Source organism: Nocardia sp. NPDC055002, assembly GCF_053608825.1.
This window is the reverse complement of sequence record NZ_JBSGWE010000004.1, coordinates 721,827-737,278: the sequence shown is the minus strand read 5'-3', so window position 1 is coordinate 737,278 and position 15,452 is coordinate 721,827. Positions and strand designations below refer to the sequence as shown.

At 67.5% G+C, this 15,452-nt stretch carries 15 protein-coding genes; 8 read left to right on the top strand and 7 right to left on the bottom strand.

What is annotated here, in order from left to right; all coding sequences use genetic code 11:
- Positions 1-3: 3 nt before the first annotated feature.
- The gene (locus ACWF99_RS20170; protein ID WP_358185311.1) at positions 4-777 is read right to left on the bottom strand and encodes a GntR family transcriptional regulator; all 774 of its coding nucleotides are present in this window, start codon (positions 775-777) and stop codon (positions 4-6) included.
- A 241-nt stretch (positions 778-1,018) separates the two neighbouring features.
- Here ACWF99_RS20170 and ACWF99_RS20165 point away from each other — a divergent pair, with 241 nt between their 5' ends.
- Entirely contained in the window at positions 1,019-1,165 is a 147-nt protein-coding gene (locus ACWF99_RS20165; RefSeq protein ID WP_378634832.1) for a hypothetical protein, read from the top strand.
- Positions 1,166-1,305: 140 nt separating this feature from the next.
- Here ACWF99_RS20165 and ACWF99_RS20160 read toward each other — a convergent pair whose 3' ends face one another.
- Positions 1,306-3,678, bottom strand: a complete 2,373-nt coding sequence (locus ACWF99_RS20160) for a lysylphosphatidylglycerol synthase domain-containing protein (RefSeq protein WP_378634829.1) — start codon at positions 3,676-3,678, stop codon at positions 1,306-1,308.
- Between the two features lie 162 nt (positions 3,679-3,840).
- On the opposite strand from ACWF99_RS20160, the gene ACWF99_RS20155 reads away from it, so the two are divergent.
- Positions 3,841-4,767, top strand: a complete 927-nt coding sequence (locus ACWF99_RS20155) for an NAD-dependent epimerase/dehydratase family protein (protein WP_452537084.1) — start codon at positions 3,841-3,843, stop codon at positions 4,765-4,767.
- A 15-nt stretch (positions 4,768-4,782) separates the two neighbouring features.
- On the opposite strand, the gene ACWF99_RS20150 is transcribed toward ACWF99_RS20155, so the two are convergent.
- From ACWF99_RS20150 to ACWF99_RS20135, 4 genes are all read right to left on the bottom strand, one after another.
- A complete protein-coding gene (locus ACWF99_RS20150; protein ID WP_452537083.1) occupies positions 4,783-5,724 on the bottom strand; it encodes an MBL fold metallo-hydrolase in 942 nt (313 codons plus the stop codon).
- 91 nt (positions 5,725-5,815) lie between these two features.
- Positions 5,816-6,202 (bottom strand): RNA-binding S4 domain-containing protein, encoded by a 387-nt coding sequence (locus ACWF99_RS20145; protein WP_378634821.1) that lies wholly within the window; start codon positions 6,200-6,202, stop codon positions 5,816-5,818.
- Positions 6,203-6,205: 3 nt separating this feature from the next.
- Positions 6,206-6,769 carry a C40 family peptidase gene (locus tag ACWF99_RS20140; RefSeq protein WP_452537169.1) on the bottom strand — a complete coding sequence of 188 codons (564 nt, stop codon included), beginning with the start codon at positions 6,767-6,769 and terminating at the stop codon, positions 6,206-6,208.
- 329 nt (positions 6,770-7,098) lie between these two features.
- Positions 7,099-7,371, bottom strand: a complete 273-nt coding sequence (locus tag ACWF99_RS20135; protein ID WP_378634819.1) for a hypothetical protein — start codon at positions 7,369-7,371, stop codon at positions 7,099-7,101.
- Positions 7,372-7,479: 108 nt separating this feature from the next.
- Here ACWF99_RS20135 and ACWF99_RS20130 point away from each other — a divergent pair, with 108 nt between their 5' ends.
- The 3 genes from ACWF99_RS20130 (at position 7,480) to ACWF99_RS20120 (ending at position 10,357) form a co-directional block, all read left to right on the top strand.
- Positions 7,480-8,661, top strand: coding sequence for an AAA family ATPase (locus ACWF99_RS20130; protein WP_378634816.1), 1,182 nt, complete (start codon positions 7,480-7,482; stop codon positions 8,659-8,661).
- A gap of 263 nt (positions 8,662-8,924) precedes the next feature.
- On the top strand, positions 8,925-9,875 hold the full coding sequence (locus ACWF99_RS20125) for an alpha/beta fold hydrolase (protein ID WP_378634814.1): 951 nt from the start codon (positions 8,925-8,927) through the stop codon (positions 9,873-9,875).
- A 191-nt stretch (positions 9,876-10,066) separates the two neighbouring features.
- On the top strand, positions 10,067-10,357 hold the full coding sequence (locus tag ACWF99_RS20120) for a hypothetical protein (RefSeq protein WP_056824003.1): 291 nt from the start codon (positions 10,067-10,069) through the stop codon (positions 10,355-10,357).
- 89 nt (positions 10,358-10,446) lie between these two features.
- On the opposite strand, the gene ACWF99_RS20115 is transcribed toward ACWF99_RS20120, so the two are convergent.
- On the bottom strand, positions 10,447-11,625 hold the full coding sequence (locus tag ACWF99_RS20115) for a thiolase family protein (protein ID WP_378634811.1): 1,179 nt from the start codon (positions 11,623-11,625) through the stop codon (positions 10,447-10,449).
- Positions 11,626-11,872: 247 nt separating this feature from the next.
- Between ACWF99_RS20115 and ACWF99_RS20110 the strand changes: the two genes are divergently transcribed.
- Genes ACWF99_RS20110 through ACWF99_RS20100 form a run of 3 tightly spaced genes read left to right on the top strand, consistent with a single transcriptional unit; the run spans position 11,873 to position 15,414 of the window.
- Positions 11,873-12,712, top strand: a complete 840-nt coding sequence (locus ACWF99_RS20110; protein WP_452537082.1) for a hypothetical protein — start codon at positions 11,873-11,875, stop codon at positions 12,710-12,712.
- Positions 12,713-12,742: 30 nt separating this feature from the next.
- Complete coding sequence (locus tag ACWF99_RS20105; protein ID WP_452537081.1) at positions 12,743-14,665, top strand: fumarate reductase/succinate dehydrogenase flavoprotein subunit; 1,923 nt, start codon at positions 12,743-12,745, stop codon at positions 14,663-14,665.
- A 2-nt stretch (positions 14,666-14,667) separates the two neighbouring features.
- Positions 14,668-15,414, top strand: a complete 747-nt coding sequence (locus ACWF99_RS20100) for a succinate dehydrogenase/fumarate reductase iron-sulfur subunit (protein ID WP_452537080.1) — start codon at positions 14,668-14,670, stop codon at positions 15,412-15,414.
- The last annotated feature ends 38 nt before the right edge of the window (positions 15,415-15,452 follow it).

The window sequence follows — 15,452 nt, the reverse complement described above, 5'->3', positions numbered from 1 at the left end:
GGTTCAGACGGCCGAGCTCAGCGGCACGGTGTGGACCGGAGTCTCGCCGACGAGCTGACCGAAGCGGGCGATCACCTTCTCGTGGTACAGCGCGAACAGGTCCCCGAACAGCGCGAGTTGTGCCTCGCTCGGCGCGGATTCGGCATCCCACACCGCGAGCAGCGCGCGCCAGACGAGCACGTGCAGATCGGGCGCGACGGCGAAATAGGCGGCGACCGCCTCCGGCACCTCGACGACCATATCGGCGATCGAATTCAGCACCGCGCGTTGCATACTCATCTCGAGCACGCCGAGTAGCTTACGCACCAGCGCGATCTCGGCGGCGATGATGCGCGCGTGGTCGGGCACGGCCTGGCGTGCCATCGCCTCCAGCTCGTCGACGGCGGCGGCGAGCTCGGCCGGATCGAGCACCTTCTCCCCCGCGGTGTAGGCCAGCAGCGCCTCACCCACGATGCCGCGTTCGACCTCGACGATATCGGTGAACATCTCGGCGGCGACCGCGGGCGCGGTGATCGAGAACCGGAACAGGTGCCGGTAGACGTCCATACCGCCCTCGACGCGGACATCGCGGATGGTGAAGCCCTTACCTCGCCTGGCCTCGACGAATCCGTAGGACTCGAGGCGGCCGAGGATGAGCTGGGCGGTAGCGCGGTTCATCCCGAACTCGTCGGCGACCTGGCGCACCGACGGCATCAGCTCGCCGGGCCGGTACTCGCCGGTGGCTACGCGGCGCGCCAACTCATCGGCGACGTCGGCGACCACCGTCCGGGATCCCATCGAAACAACACCTCTCGGTCATGATCGGGCTACGTCCCAGACAGTTTAGGCGCTCTGTCCTCGGAGCGCTGGCGCGCTCGAATCGAGACTTTCAGCGATCGCATCGCTATCGATGCGACGCCAGGTCCCCGATCAGCGGGCTTTCCTTCTGGCGTGCCGTTCAGCTGGATCAGACAGCGCTGTGCGACACCGTGATTGAATACGCAGGCAACGGGGCAGCTAAACATCTCGGGAGGAACTTGTGACAACAATTCGGCTCGCCGCGAGCACGGTCGACCCGTCGGATTCGGTGGTGGTCCTGGGCTGGCAGTGCAACTCCCAGCCCGATACCCAGGTGCCGCAGGTGTGCTCGAAAGACGGCCTCGTGATCGCACTACGAGCGAGCTGACCCGGCCGGTCAGGGTCACCCCGGAATCTTGTCTTCGCGGCCCGCCCGATTCTGGACTGACCGAAGGGTGCGACGAAGGAGTGCCCGTAGGGAAGGAAGAATCGGGGCCCGAAGGGCCGCGACTCGAGCGCGCCAAGTATTCAGATCATGTCTTTCTTGTCCAGCCAGCGCATGACCGGCCAGCCGAGACCCACCGGGATCCAGCAGGTCAGCACGCGGTAGAGCAGGACGGCTGGGACCGCGATCTCGGCCGGGACGCCGAACGCCGCGAGACCACCGATCAGGGCCGCCTCGACCGCGCCGACGCCACCGGGTGTCGGCGCGGCCGAGGCCAGCGTGCCACCGATCATGGTGACGATGGTGACTGCCACGAAATCCGTGCCGCCACCGAAAGCCTCGACGCTCGTCCACAGGGCCAGCGCCTGGCCGAGCGTGATCGCGCCACAGCCGCCGACGATGACCACGAATCGCATCGGGTCCTTGGCGAGGTCGGCGAGTTCACCCAGTACTTCGGTGACCTGCGGACGCACCGAGTGATTGACCCAGCGTCGCAGCGTCGGCACGAACATGAACGCGCCGATCAGCCCCACGCCGACGCCGGCGATCAGATACAGCACGGTCGCGTCGGGCACGATGTGGGCCAGGTTGGTCGAGGTGCCCGCCACCACGCTGAACACCACGAGCAGCACCAGGTGGGTGAGCACCTGCATCGACTGCTGCATCGCCACCGCGGCGGTCGCGCGCAGGGTCGTCATGCCCGCCTTCTGCAGGAACCGCACACTCAGCGCCAGCCCGCCGACGCCGGCGGGGGTGGTCGTCGCCACGAAGGTGTTGGCCAGCTGCTCCACGAGCAGATAGCGCATCTTCACCAGCCCGTCCGCGCAGGCGCCGAGCGCGGCGGCGGCGCCGACATAGGTCAGCCCCGATACGGCCAGTCCCGCGAGCGCCCACCACCAGTTGAGCGTGCGCAGCTGACTGAAGAACGTCGGCACCTGGCTGAAGAACGGATACGCCACATAGACCAGCGCGACCAGCAGGACGAGCTGGATGATCTGGTTGCGGGAGAATCGCGTGATCTGTTCGGACTGGATGCGGTCGTGGCCGGTCTGCCTGCGCACCTCCTCGCGGGCGGTGGCCATCACTTTGGTCCACTGCGGCACCGACTTCCGGATGCCGATAGACATGGCCGATTTCGTCAGCCGCCGGGCCGCGTAGGCGACCTTGTCCTCGCCGAGCACCTCGATCGCCGCCGAGACAGCCTCGTGTTTGCCGTAGAGCGAGGTGGTGGTCACCAGCAGCTGGGCGATATCGGTCTGCCGTTGCGCCTCGGCCGCGCCGAATTCGGCCGCCGAGAAGCCGCCGAACAGGGTGTCGCCCTGGCTGACTCGCACGAAGTCGGGTTGCAGATCGCCGAGGCTGATCTGGTTCTCGTGCAGCCGCAGCAGCGACCGCCACACCCCGGGCAGCACCTGCGCGGACAACGTCGCGATCTGGGTACCGCGAGGCATGGTGTGCGCGTACAGCATCCAGCCGCGACTCAGGCCGGCCACCGCCACCTGGTGGCTGTCGGCCATCCCGAGGTCACCGATCGCGATGCCGAGCAGCGCGCGATGTTCCACCGCCCGGTGCATCGATCCGTGCAGCGGCGCGGTCTCACTGGAGCGGAACGTGATCCAGCGCCACACCTGCCGGATCGCGCCGAAGCTGCGCTGGTTCTTGCCGTACAGCTCGACCATGATCTCGTCTTCGGGCCCGTCGACCTCGGTGGCGAGCAGCAGCGGTCCGCGCCCGGCCGGTCGATCGACCCGGAAGGCTTTCACGGTGTGGCCGCGCCCCGCGAGCACCCGGACCGCGCCGTCGAGCGGCACCTCGAGCGCGGGCGTGCCGACCACCCAGACGATCACGGCGCCGACCAGCCAGCCGACCACCAGGCCGAGCATCGCCCGCGCGGGCACCACCGAGCTGACCACCAGGTGGATCGGCGCGAACATCAACAGCAGGAACCACATCCAGCGTCGCGGCCGCACCGGCAGCCACGGGCTCGACACGGTGAGCATCGCCGCGAGCATCGCGATCCAGCGTGGATCGTCGAGGAATTGGGACAGGAAGGTATCGAAGCGGTCCGGGACCGGCATGTGCCATTTCGGCGTGGAGATGCCCGCCCCGGTGATCGACAGGGCCAGCACCGCGAGCAGGCCCGCCGCCCCGTACCCGAACAGCAGCTTCCACTGCCTGCGCAATACGAGTTCGATGAAGATGGCGAACGGCAGTGCCAGGATGAGCATTCCGTAGATCAGGTAGACCATGGTCGCCTGGTCCTGGCTGAGGAAGTCCACGATCTTGGCGACCGAGCGTTCCAGCGCCAGCCACTCCGGCCGGGTGATCAGCGAGCCCGCGATCACCACGGCGACGCCGATTCCCGCCAGCACCACCCGGACGATGTCGCTGGTACGACGGATCATCGGCTGCAGGAGTTTCCCCGTGACCGGGATCTCCCGACCGTCGACTCGCATGAGCCGCACGATACACACCGACACGCCGCAGACCCGCCGTGACATCACCCAATCGGCACGGCCGTTCCCGCGTGCCGTGAAGCCGATCACAGGCCGTCACAAACACTGGCGTCACCCCGTCCAGGAAGCAGGGAAACACTCACTCAGCCGGAAGGAACGATCATGCAGGTTCTGCTCGCGGGCGCCACCGGCGCCATCGGCCGCCCTCTGATCCGCGCGTTGGCCGCGAACGGTCATACGGTGTGGGCGCTCGTCCGAAATCCGGGTGCGCACCCGCTCGTGCGCGAGCTCGGCGCCACCCCGGTCACCGCCGATGTGCTCGACCGCGACGGCCTGTTGCGCGCCGTCGAGGGTCTGCGCGCCGAGGCCGTCGTCCATCAGGCCACCGCCCTGCGCGATGCGAAGGTGCAGCGCCGGATTCCGGCCGACGATCCGACCGGGCTGCTGCGCACGGTCGGCACCGCCAACCTGCTCGACGCCGCGGCGGTGGTGGGCGCCGGCCGGTTCGTCACCCAGTCGCTGATCCTCGGCTACGGGTACCACGACCACGGCGACCGGCTGATCACCGAGCGCGATCAGTTCGGGGTGTACGACGGTGGGGTGGCCGACGAGGTGGTCCGCGCGTGCGTGGCCGGCGAGAGCCAGGTCTTCGACGCGCCCGGTGTCGACGCGATCGCGTTGCGGTACGGGCTCTTCTACGGTCCCGGCGCGTTCAGCGACCTGTTCGCGGACATGATGCGCAAGCACAGCCCGGTCGGGCCGCTCGGTTCCGGCGGGGTCAACACCTGGGTCCATGTCGACGACGCGGCCGCCGCGACTGTGGCCGCACTCGAGCGCGGCACACCCGGTCGCGCCTACAACATCGCCGATGACCATCCGATCACCTGGCGGGAGTTCTTCACGGAGGTCTCCCGAGCTCAGCGGACCCCACGCCCGATCCGGCTGCCCGCCTGGATGATCCGGTGGGCGGTCCCCTATATCGGCGCCCTCATGTCCGACACCTCGATGCGGATCTCGAGTCGGCTCGCCCACGATGAACTGGGTTGGCGGCCGAGGTACGCCGATGTCGCCGCCGGTCTCGCGGACTGACCTTCCGGTCGGCGATCAGGGTGCGGTGCGGGCGGTGACGGCGGCGCGGTCGTGCCCGGGGATCACTTCGATCTCGGCGGGGAGCGCGTGCAGGCGGTGGATGGTCTCGAACGCCCGGTTGCGGTCGGTGTCGAGGAGTTCGCCGAGGAGCGGCGCTTTCTCGCGCAGGAGGTCGATCTGCAGGGTGCTCCAGACCGCGTCGCCCGCGAGCAGGACGCGGGAGCCGTCGTCGACCGCGAGCAGGATCCCGACGCTGCCGGGGGTGTGCCCCGCCAGGTCGACGATCAGCACGGATCCGTCGCCGAACAGGTCGTGACTGCGGGCGAAGGTCAGAACCGGCGGGCCGTCGAGTTCGTAGAGATCGAACGCGCGACCGCGCAGCGGCCCACGGGCGACGCCGAGCGGAGCGTGCGCACCGGTCATGGCCCAGCTGTATTCGACGGTGGGCACCCGGATCGGGACCAGGCCGGGTAGTTCGTACAGCCCGGCGACGTGGTCCCAGTGCAGATGTGTCGGCAGCACGAAGTCGATGTCGTTGCCGGTGAGGTCGTGGGCGGCCAGTACCTCGCTCAGTCCGCGCACCGGGCTGTCGGGCCCGACCAGCAGCGGCACCGGGAAGGGCAGCTCGGGCAGCACCCGCTGGTGCACGCCCGCGCAGATCGCCGGGTCGACCAGGAAGGTGGCTTCCGGGTGGCGGATCAGGAAGGTCGACATGGTCAGCGGCGTCGACCGCAGGGTCCGCACGCCCTCGGCGACGATCGTCGTCGGCGCGGACAGCTCCGCCTGCGTGAGCGCGGTCAGCACAACGGTGTTGTGCGCGGGAGGAACAGGAGCGCACTCCAGTCCGTCGAGAAATGCGGTATCGGCGCCGCGCGGCCAGAGCAGCCGCGGCCCCGTGGTGGCGACGGCGATACAGCAGGCGAGAACAGTCGATAACATCGTCGTGCGCTCACCCATACGTGCCACCGTAGGCGATCGCCCACACCGCGACCACCAGACCCGGTCGAGCCGCCGCTGTTCATCGCTAACGCCCGATTACATCCAGCACCTAGTCGGTGCGACCCATGAGCCGATCCGTTTCGCGCCGTTCACGTTTCGTAGGCCGCCCGGCACCACGCTCGCGCTGCGGCAGCGTGGCGAGGACTTCCTTCGGCGGCGGCGGGGGGCTGCGATCGATCAGGCACTGGGCGGCGACGGGCGGGCCGACTCGCTTGTGAATGATCCGCTCGACCACGACGATGCGTTCGAGCCCTGCGTGGCGGATCCTGATCTCGTCACCGGGGCGGACGGTCAGCGCCGGTTTCGCGGTAACCCCATTAACGCGCACATGCCCGGCGCGACAGGCTTCTGCCGCGGCCGAGCGTGTTTTGAACAGGCGCACCGACCAGGTCCACGCGTCGACGCGGGCCTGGGTATCGGAGTGCTGGGGGGTCACCCCTTAGACGATACGGCGAGCCGTGACGACGTCGTCTGCGCTGAGGTGGGTGTAGGACACCGGGGTGCCCGACTGCACGGCGTTGAGGAGCTGACCGTTGCCCGCGTAGATACCGACGTGGCCACCACCGTTGGTGATGACGATGTCACCGGCCTGCAGGTTGTCGAACGAGACGGGAGCGCCGACGTGCGACTGCTCGAAGCTGGTGCGCGGCAGTTCGACACCGGCCTGGCGGTATGCCCACTGCACGAGGCCGGAGCAGTCGAAGCTCTGCGGGCCTGCGGCACCCCAGTTGTACTGGGCGCCCAGCTTGCCACGGGCGGCATCGAGGGCGATGTTGCCCGCGGTCTGCTGCTGCTGCTGGAACGGGTTGTCGAACTGGACACTCGGGAGCTGCGGTGCGGCCTGGCCCTGCGGGGCGACCATCGCCTGGAGCTGCTTCTCGACCTGCTGCGCCGGCTGCTCGAGCTCTGGCGGCAGATCGAAGTTACCGAGACCGGGAATGTTGATCGTGGCGGCCTGCGAAATCGCGGGCATCGCACCGGTTGTAGCGGCCACCGCGCCCATGACGAGGGCACCCTTGACGGAATTCGGCAGTCGAGAATCCCGCTGCAAGCTGTGTTTACCCACCGAGACGAGTCTCCGATCTTGCTACTCTCCCGCCGCTGGTCGCGAATCGCTTGGCGACAACGACTTTTCGGCGGTGACCCAATGGCGCCGCTTCTCTGACGAACCGACAGACTCCACTAAGTCACGAGAAGATTACGGCCTGTGATGAGCGCTGTCCAGCGAAGCACGCAAGTTGTTTTCCTGCGACCGGAAAAGCCCAGAACAGAGGCCACGGCACCGGCGTGTCGGCGCGAGTAACGATTTCATCGTCCGCGCCGCGCGGCGCGTTACCCCGTGCGCCGCTCGCGCAGGGCGCGCTCGAGTTCGTCGATGCGCGTTCGGGCGTCGGCCAGGTCGACCTCGAGCCTGCCCAGCATGATCATCATCGGTCCGAGCGCCAAGTGGGCGAGCGACTCCGGCGGCAGTTCGCCGTAGCCCCCCTCCAGCGTTGCCTCGAGCGTCGCCAGCAGGTTGCGCCGGACCGCGTCGGCCAGGTGCGCTTCCGGCGGCAGCGGCCATGCGGCGACCATTTCGGCGGCGGACACAGGTTGCTCGGACATCACCCTCCATCTCGGACCCAAGGACAGTCTCGTGTTCGCTAGCAGTATCTAGGACACAGCCCAGAGTTACCGAGATTCTCCCGTGCGCACGCGCTACGGTTATCCGGCATGGACCCCGTGCGCAATCCGTATGCACCCGGCGCCGGCCAGCGTCCGCCCGAATTGGCCGGGCGCGACAAACAACTCGCGGCGTTCGACATCGTGCTCGAGCGCATCGCCCGCGGTCGGCCGGAACGCAGCGTGATGCTCACCGGCCTGCGCGGAGTCGGGAAGACCGTGCTGCTCAACCAGCTCCGCTCGGCCGCCATCTCGCGCGGCTGGGGCACCGGCAAGATCGAAGCCAGACCCGACCAGGATCTGCGCAGACCGCTGTCCTCGGCGCTGCACATGGCGGTGCGCGCGATCGCGATGTCGGCCCGCAATGCCGAACAGGTCGACGATTTCCTCGGCATTCTCAAGGCCTTCGCGTTGCGCGCCACCGCGGACAAGGGCATGCGCGAACGGTGGCAGCCCGGCATCGACGTGCCCGCCGTGACCGGCCGCGCCGACTCGGGCGATATCGAGATCGATCTGATCGAACTGTTCAAAGAGGCCGCGGCCCTTGCCTCCGACATCGGCGTCGGCATTGCCATCTTCATCGACGAAATGCAAGACCTCGGACCCGCCGACGTGTCCGCGATCTGCGGCGCCTGCCACGAACTGAGCCAGGACGGCGCCCCGCTGATCGTCGTCGGCGCGGGCCTGCCCCACCTCCCCGCGGTGCTCTCGGCCTCGAAAAGCTACTCGGAGCGACTGTTCAGCTACCACCGCATCGATCGCCTCGACCGCGAATCGGCCGACCTCGCGCTCATCGCACCCGCCGAACGCGAAGACGTGAAGTTCACCGAAACCGCACTCGATTCGCTCTACCAAAGAGCTGACGGCTACCCGTATTTCGTGCAGGCCTACGGCAAGGCAGCCTGGGATCAGGCACCCGAGAGCCCGATCACCGCCGAGGACGTCGCAGTTGCCTCCCCGGCCGCCGAGGAGGAACTCGCGGTCGGCTTCTTCGGCTCCCGCTACGAACGCGCGACCCCCGCCGAACGCGAGTACATGCGCGCGATGGCCGACCTCGCGGGCGACGACGCCCCGGTCGCCACGTCGGCGGTGGCCGCCGAGCTCGGCCGCAAACCCGCCTCGGTATCCCCCGCGCGCGACGGCCTGATCAAGAAGGGCCTCATCTACTCGGCCGAACGCGGCACCATCGGCTTCACCGTTCCCCACTTCGGCCGCTACCTCCGGAGCGTATGAAAATCTTCGGGCTTCTAGGGAATCACCTAGAGAGTCGAAGAAAGCTCTGCCGAACGACTACTCGACAACTATCTACATTTTTCTAGTTCAACCACTAGATATCCGAAGATTTTCCTGGGTAACGGTATGAGCCCGCCCGGGATCGGTTGCGCATCGGGTGGATAACGCGAGGGTTGACCGGCTAACACGCTGGAAACCTTCTCCGAAACACCAGCAGGACCCGCCGCAGGAGGTGCGTCCCGCCGGAGGCGGAGGAGGCTCCAATGTCGAAGACCTTCCCTATCACCGACACCGACGGCCGTCGCTGCACCGTCGTCGCCGATGACGGTGTGCCGATCGCGGTCCGCAGCTTCGGCGCCACGGACGCGGCCCTGACCGTGGTTTTCGTGCACGGCCACTGCCTGCACACCGAATCCTGGTCGTTCCTGCGCGAACATCTGCTGCGGGAGTGGGACGCCGACGCCCGCATGGTCTTCTACGACCACCGCGGCCACGGCGAGTCCGGGCACGCCCATCACACCACCTACACGATCGACCAGCTCGCCACCGATCTCGACGCGGTGCTGCGCGCGGTCGCACCGACCGGGCCCCTGGTGCTCGTCGGTCATTCGATGGGCGCGATGGTGGTGCTCGCCTACGCCCGCCTCTATCCGGCGGCCATCGGTCACCGGGTCGCCGGGATCGGCCTGATCGCCGGCGCCGCGGGCGGCCTCACCGAGGCCGGCCTCGGCAGGCTGCTCAACCGGCACGCCGTCGCCTCGCTGCAGCGCGCCGTCGTGCACGCGCCGCGGGTGATGCAGGCGTCGAAGCGCTTGTCCCGCTGGATCTTCGCGCCCCTGATCCGCGAGGCCAGCACGGGTACCCGGCGGGTGAATCCGCGCGTCGCGGCCATCGCCACGGCGGTGCTCAACGAGACCGCGCTGCTGACCATGTCCGGCTTCCTGAGCTCGCTGCTCGACTTCGACGAGGCCCATACCCTGCCCCACTTCGGCGATCTGCCCGCCCTCGTACTGTCGGGCTCGGCCGACCTCATGGTGCCGTTCGCGCACTCGGTGGTGCTGGCCTCGCAGCTGTCGGGCGCCGAACTGGTGCGGATCGAGGGCGCGGGTCACAGCGTCATCCTCGAACGCGCGGAGGAGGTCGCCCGGTCGATCATCGCGTTGGTCGAGCGAGCGAGCATCGACGCCCGCGCGCGCTACGCCGTCGCTGGGTGAACGCAACAGTTACCGGATGGCAATCCTGTGATCCCCGACAACATCGGGCGTAAACCGAAAAGATCCGTTATTGTGGTGGAGATCACGTTGTGTGGTGAGTCACACGGCTCGGTGCAGTGCGGCCCGAGGCTTTTCGGGCGTGCCCGTGATCCGGCGAGTCGGTATGCCCGCCATATACACAGGAGGTAACGATGACACGCAGCGATATCGCGGAACTGCGCTACGCGGTCGGCCAACTCCGGCAATCAATAGGCGCACTGCGCTCCAACTACGGCGACGCGGCCACCATCCGTCGTCTGGAGAACGACCTCGAGCGGCTCGTCATCGACGCCGAGGACTTCGAGCAGGCACCACCGCCGGAACTCGCCGTCCCCCGCAGGTCGGAGCCGATCTACGTCCCCGACAGCAAGTCCGACGAAGCGGCATGGATGGGCGCCCAGGACGAAGGCCTCGGGTTCCACTCGCGCCCCAGAACAAAGTAAGACCTGATCACCGGCGCGACGGCCCTGCGAACAGGGTCGTCGCGCCGACCTGTGTTTTTGGAGCGCTGGTGCGCGGGACATACGGGGGATTACCCGGCTCGGTGCCGGCCCAGCTTGCGGGTTCGGGAGCCGTGGAAGCGGGCGCCTCGGGGGACTTCGGCCGGTTCGTCGATTTCGGCGGATTCGAACAGGGCGGCGATGCCGTGGTCGTGGCCGAGGGCGATGGCCTCCAGGCCGTAGCGGCCGCCGGTGCGGCCCAGTTCGTGCAGCATCGTGGTCATGATTCGCAGGCCCGTGGCGCCGACCGGGTGCCCGAGTGCGATGTCGGAGCCGTTCACGTTGAGCCGGTCGAGTGGGTCGAGTTCCCACTCGGTGGCCAGCGCGAGCACCTCCACCGCGTAGCCCTCGTTGATTTCGAGCAGATCGATCTCGTCCAGCGAGCAGCCGGTACGCCCGAGCAGCTTCGACACCGCCGGCGCCGCCCCGAGTCCCGGCCCCGCGTTGTCACACCCGGCCGCGGCCCAGCCCGCGAGAAACGCCATCGGCGTCAGCCCGAGCTCGCCGAGCCGATCCTCGGCCACGACCAGGCACGCCGACGCCCCGAGCCGATGCGAACTCATGTTCCCGACCGTCACCACGCCCTCGCGCAGCAGCGGGCGCAAACCGGCCAGCGTGTGGGTCGACAGGTCGTCGCGCACACCCTCGTCCCGGGTGATCTGGTGATCGCCGTAACCGGCGGCCACCCCGACGACCTCGGCCGCGAACGCACCCTGCCGCCAGGCGCGGGCAGCCTTGCGATGACTGGCCACGGCGAACTCGTCGGCGGCACTGCGGTCGATCCCGTAGTAGTGCGCCAACCGCTCGGCATTGTGCAAACCCGCGGTCCCGCCGGGCAGCCCGGCCGGTGTCGCCGCGCATTCCACCCCGCCCGCGACCACCACGTCGGCGGCGCCGGTCTGCACCATCATCGCCGCGGTGATCACCGCCTGCAGGCCGCTGCCGCCGTGTTTGTCGGTCACGAAACCGGGTACTGCGAAAGGTAATCCGGCACCGCGCGCGGCGAGCGAGCCCACCGCGGGTACGTCGGAGAGGCCGCCGTCGATACAGGCCATGGCCACATCGTCGATGCGTAGCGGGTCGATGCCCGAGCGTTCGATCACGGCGGACAACACCGTGGTCGCCAGCCACTCGGCGGGCATACCCGACAGCGCGCCACCCTCGACGCCACTGGGCGTGCGGACGGGTGCCACGATCGCGGCTCTTCTCATTACGCGTCACGCTCCTCTCCCCGGTGCGGGGAATACCTGTCACAGGGCACCACAGGTTTGTTGCACGGGCATGACGGGTCGTCACGGACGTCACGGCTGTGATCGAGATCACCGGCATGTGTGACAACCGAGTGGGTGAGACCCACCGCGAGCGGCGCGAACACAGGCGTATGGTGCTCCACATCACAATCCATCGCGGTGGGTAATGATCACTGCCGCAGACCCGAGGATCAGCGAGGCATCCACCGTGAGTGCCGCACCGACCGCCTCCCCCGCGTCACACTCCGCGGGCACCGGCGTCTTCAGCAGAACGCGTGCCCGCATTTCCGCGCGCACCCTCCGCACCGACCGCTGGTGGCTACCACCGCTGTTCACCGCGCTCGGGCTCGCCGCGTTCGTCATCTACGCGACGATCAGATCCTTTGTGCGGACGGCCTACTGGGTCCCCGAGTTCCACTATCTGACGCCGTTCTACTCGCCGTGCCTGAGCGACTCGTGCGCACCGGGATCGGCGCACTTCGGTACCCCGTTCCCCGAGCTGCCGATGTGGATTCCGCTGGGTTTCGTGGTGCTGCCGTTCCTGCTCGGCTTCCGGCTGACCTGCTACTACTACCGCAAGGCCTACTACCGCTCGGTGTGGTTCTCGCCCCCGGCCTGCGCGGTGGCCGAGCCGCACGCGCGCTACACCGGAGAGTCGCGGCTGCCGTTGATCATCCAGAACGCGCACCGCTACTTCTTCTACGTGGCGCTGGTGGTCTCGCTGGTCAACACCTACGACGCGATCACCGCGTTCCACGGCAGCAGTGGCAGTTTCGGCTTCGGCCTCGGCAACATCGTGCTGCTGGTGAACGTGATCCTGCTGTGGGCCTACACCCTGTCGTGTCATTCGTGCAGGCACATCGCGGGCGGGCGGCTCAAGAACTTCTCCGCCCATCCGGTGCGGTACTGGTACTGGACCCAGATCTCCAAGCTCAACACCCGCCACATGGCGCTGGCCTGGACCACCCTCGGCACCCTCGTGCTCACCGACTTCTACGTGATGTTGGTTGCGAGCCACACCATTTCGGACCTGCGGTTCGTCAACTGAGCTGCGACAACGCGAGGAGCTTGAATTTCAATGCCAGACGTGGAACGGCACGACTACGACGTCGTGGTGATCGGGGCGGGCGGCGCGGGTCTGCGAGCCGTGATCGAGGCACGCGAACAAGGGCTTTCGGTGGCGGTGGTGTGTAAGTCGCTGTTCGGCAAGGCGCATACCGTAATGGCCGAGGGCGGCTGCGCGGCCTCGATGGGCAATGCCAACGAGAAGGACAACTGGCAGACGCACTTCAAGGACACCATGCGCGGCGGCAAGTTCCTCAACAACTGGCGCATGGCCGAACTGCATGCCCAGGAGGCCGCCGACCGGGTGTGGGAACTGGAAACCTATGGCGCGCTGTTCGATCGGACGCCCGACGGCCGGATCAGCCAGCGCAACTTCGGTGGCCACACCTACCCGCGCCTCGCCCATGTCGGTGACCGGACCGGCCTCGAGCTGATCCGCACGATGCAGCAGAAGATCGTCTCGTTGCAGCAGGAGGACTACGCGGCGACGGGCGACTACGAGGCCAGGATCAAGGTCTTCGCCGAGTGCACGATCACCGAATTGCTCACCGACGCGGGCGCTGTCGCGGGCGCGTTCGGCTACTGGCGCGAATCCGGCGGCTTCGTGCTGTTCAAGGCACCGGCCATCGTGCTGGCCACCGGCGGAATCGGCAAGTCCTACACGGTGACATCGAACTCCTGGGAGTACACCGGCGACGGCCACGCGCTGGCGCTGCGCTCCGGCGCGACGCTGATCAATATGGAGTTCCTCCAGTTCCACCCCACGGGCATGGTCTGGCCTCCGAGCGTGAAGGGCATCCTCGTCACCGAGGGCGTGCGCGGCGACGGCGGCGTGCTGAAGAACTCCGACGGCAAGCGGTTCATGTTCGACTACATCCCGCCGGTCTTCAAGGGCCAGTACGCAGAAACCGAGGAAGAAGCCGATCAGTGGTTGCGCGACAACGATTCCGCGCGCCGCACTCCCGATCTGCTCCCCCGCGACGAGGTCGCGCGGGCGATCAACGAGGAGGTGAAGGCGGGCCGCGGCACCGAGCACGGCGGCGTGTATCTCGACATCGCCTCCCGCATGCCGGCCGACGAGATCGTGCGCAGGCTGCCCTCGATGCACCATCAGTTCAAGGAACTGGCCGATGTCGACATCACGGCCGAGCCGATGGAAGTCGGCCCCACCTGCCACTACGTGATGGGCGGGATCGAGGTGGACCCCGATTCCGGTGCGGCGGTCGTGCCCGGATTGTTCGCTGCCGGTGAGTGTTCCGGTGGCATGCACGGCTCGAACCGGCTCGGCGGCAACTCGCTGTCGGATCTGCTGGTGTTCGGTCGCCGGGCCGGGCTCGGCACGTCGGCCTACGTGCAGCAGCTCACCGGCAAACCGACCCCCTCCGAAACCGATATCGAAGAAGCCGCGAAAACCGCGCTGGCGCCGTTCGATTCGCCCGCGGACGGCCCCGGCGAGAACCCGTACACCCTGCACGCCGAACTCCAGCAGACGATGAACGACCTGGTCGGCATCATCCGCAAGGAACACGAGGTCCGTGCGGCGATCGACAAACTCGGCGAGCTGCGTGCCCGCTACGCCAACGTGGCGGTGGAGGGTAAGCGACCGTTCAACCCCGGCTGGCACCTGGCGCTGGACCTGGCCAACATGCTGATCGTGAGCGAATGTGTCGCGCGGGCTGCGCTGTTGCGTACCGAGAGCCGCGGCGGCCACACCCGCGACGATCATCCTGGCATGAACCCGGACTGGCGCAACACACTGCTGGTCTGCGCCGTCGATCCGGCTTCGGACGCGCAGATCCCCGCCGTCACCGTCACCCCGGCCGATCAGACGCCGATGCGTGATGACCTACTCGCCCTGTTCGAACTGAGCGAGCTCGAAAAGTACTACACCGAGCAAGAATTGGCTGCGCACCCGGCAGCCGAGGGAAAGGCGTAACCATGGGATACGACGCCCGGTTCCGGGTCTGGCGCGGCGACATCGACGGCGGCAGCCTCGAGGACTACACGGTGGCGGTGAACGAGGGCGAAGTGGTGCTCGACATCATCCACCGGCTCCAGGCCACCCAGACCCCCGATCTCGCTGTGCGCTGGAATTGCAAAGCGGGCAAGTGTGGTTCGTGTTCGGCGGAGGTGAACGGGCGCCCGCGCCTGCTGTGTATGACGCGGATGTCGACGTTCACCCCGGACGAGGTCATCACCGTCACCCCGATGCGGACGTTCCCGATCATCAAGGATCTGGTCACCGACGTCTCGTTCAACTACGAGAAGGCCAGGGAGATACCGTCTTTCGCGCCGCCGCCGGGTCTCGCTCCGGGCGACTACCGAATGAAGCAGGTCGACGTCGAGCGTTCACAGGAGTTCCGCAAGTGCATCGAGTGCTTCCTGTGTCAGGACACCTGCCATGTGGTGCGTGATCACGAGGAGAACAAGACCTCCTTCGCGGGCCCGCGTTATCTGATGCGTATCACGGAGTTGGAGATGCACCCGCTCGACACTCGTGACCGACGCGAAATGGCCCAGGAGGAAGCAGGTTTGGGCTATTGCAATATCACCAAGTGCTGCACCGATGTGTGCCCCGAGCACATCAAGATCACCGACAACGCGTTGATTCCCTTGAAAGAACGGGTCGTGGATCGGCGATATGACCCGATTGTCTGGCTCGGCAATAAATTGTTCCGGCGGTAGGAAACTGTTGTCGCTGCGGGGTGCGAAACCCCGCAGCG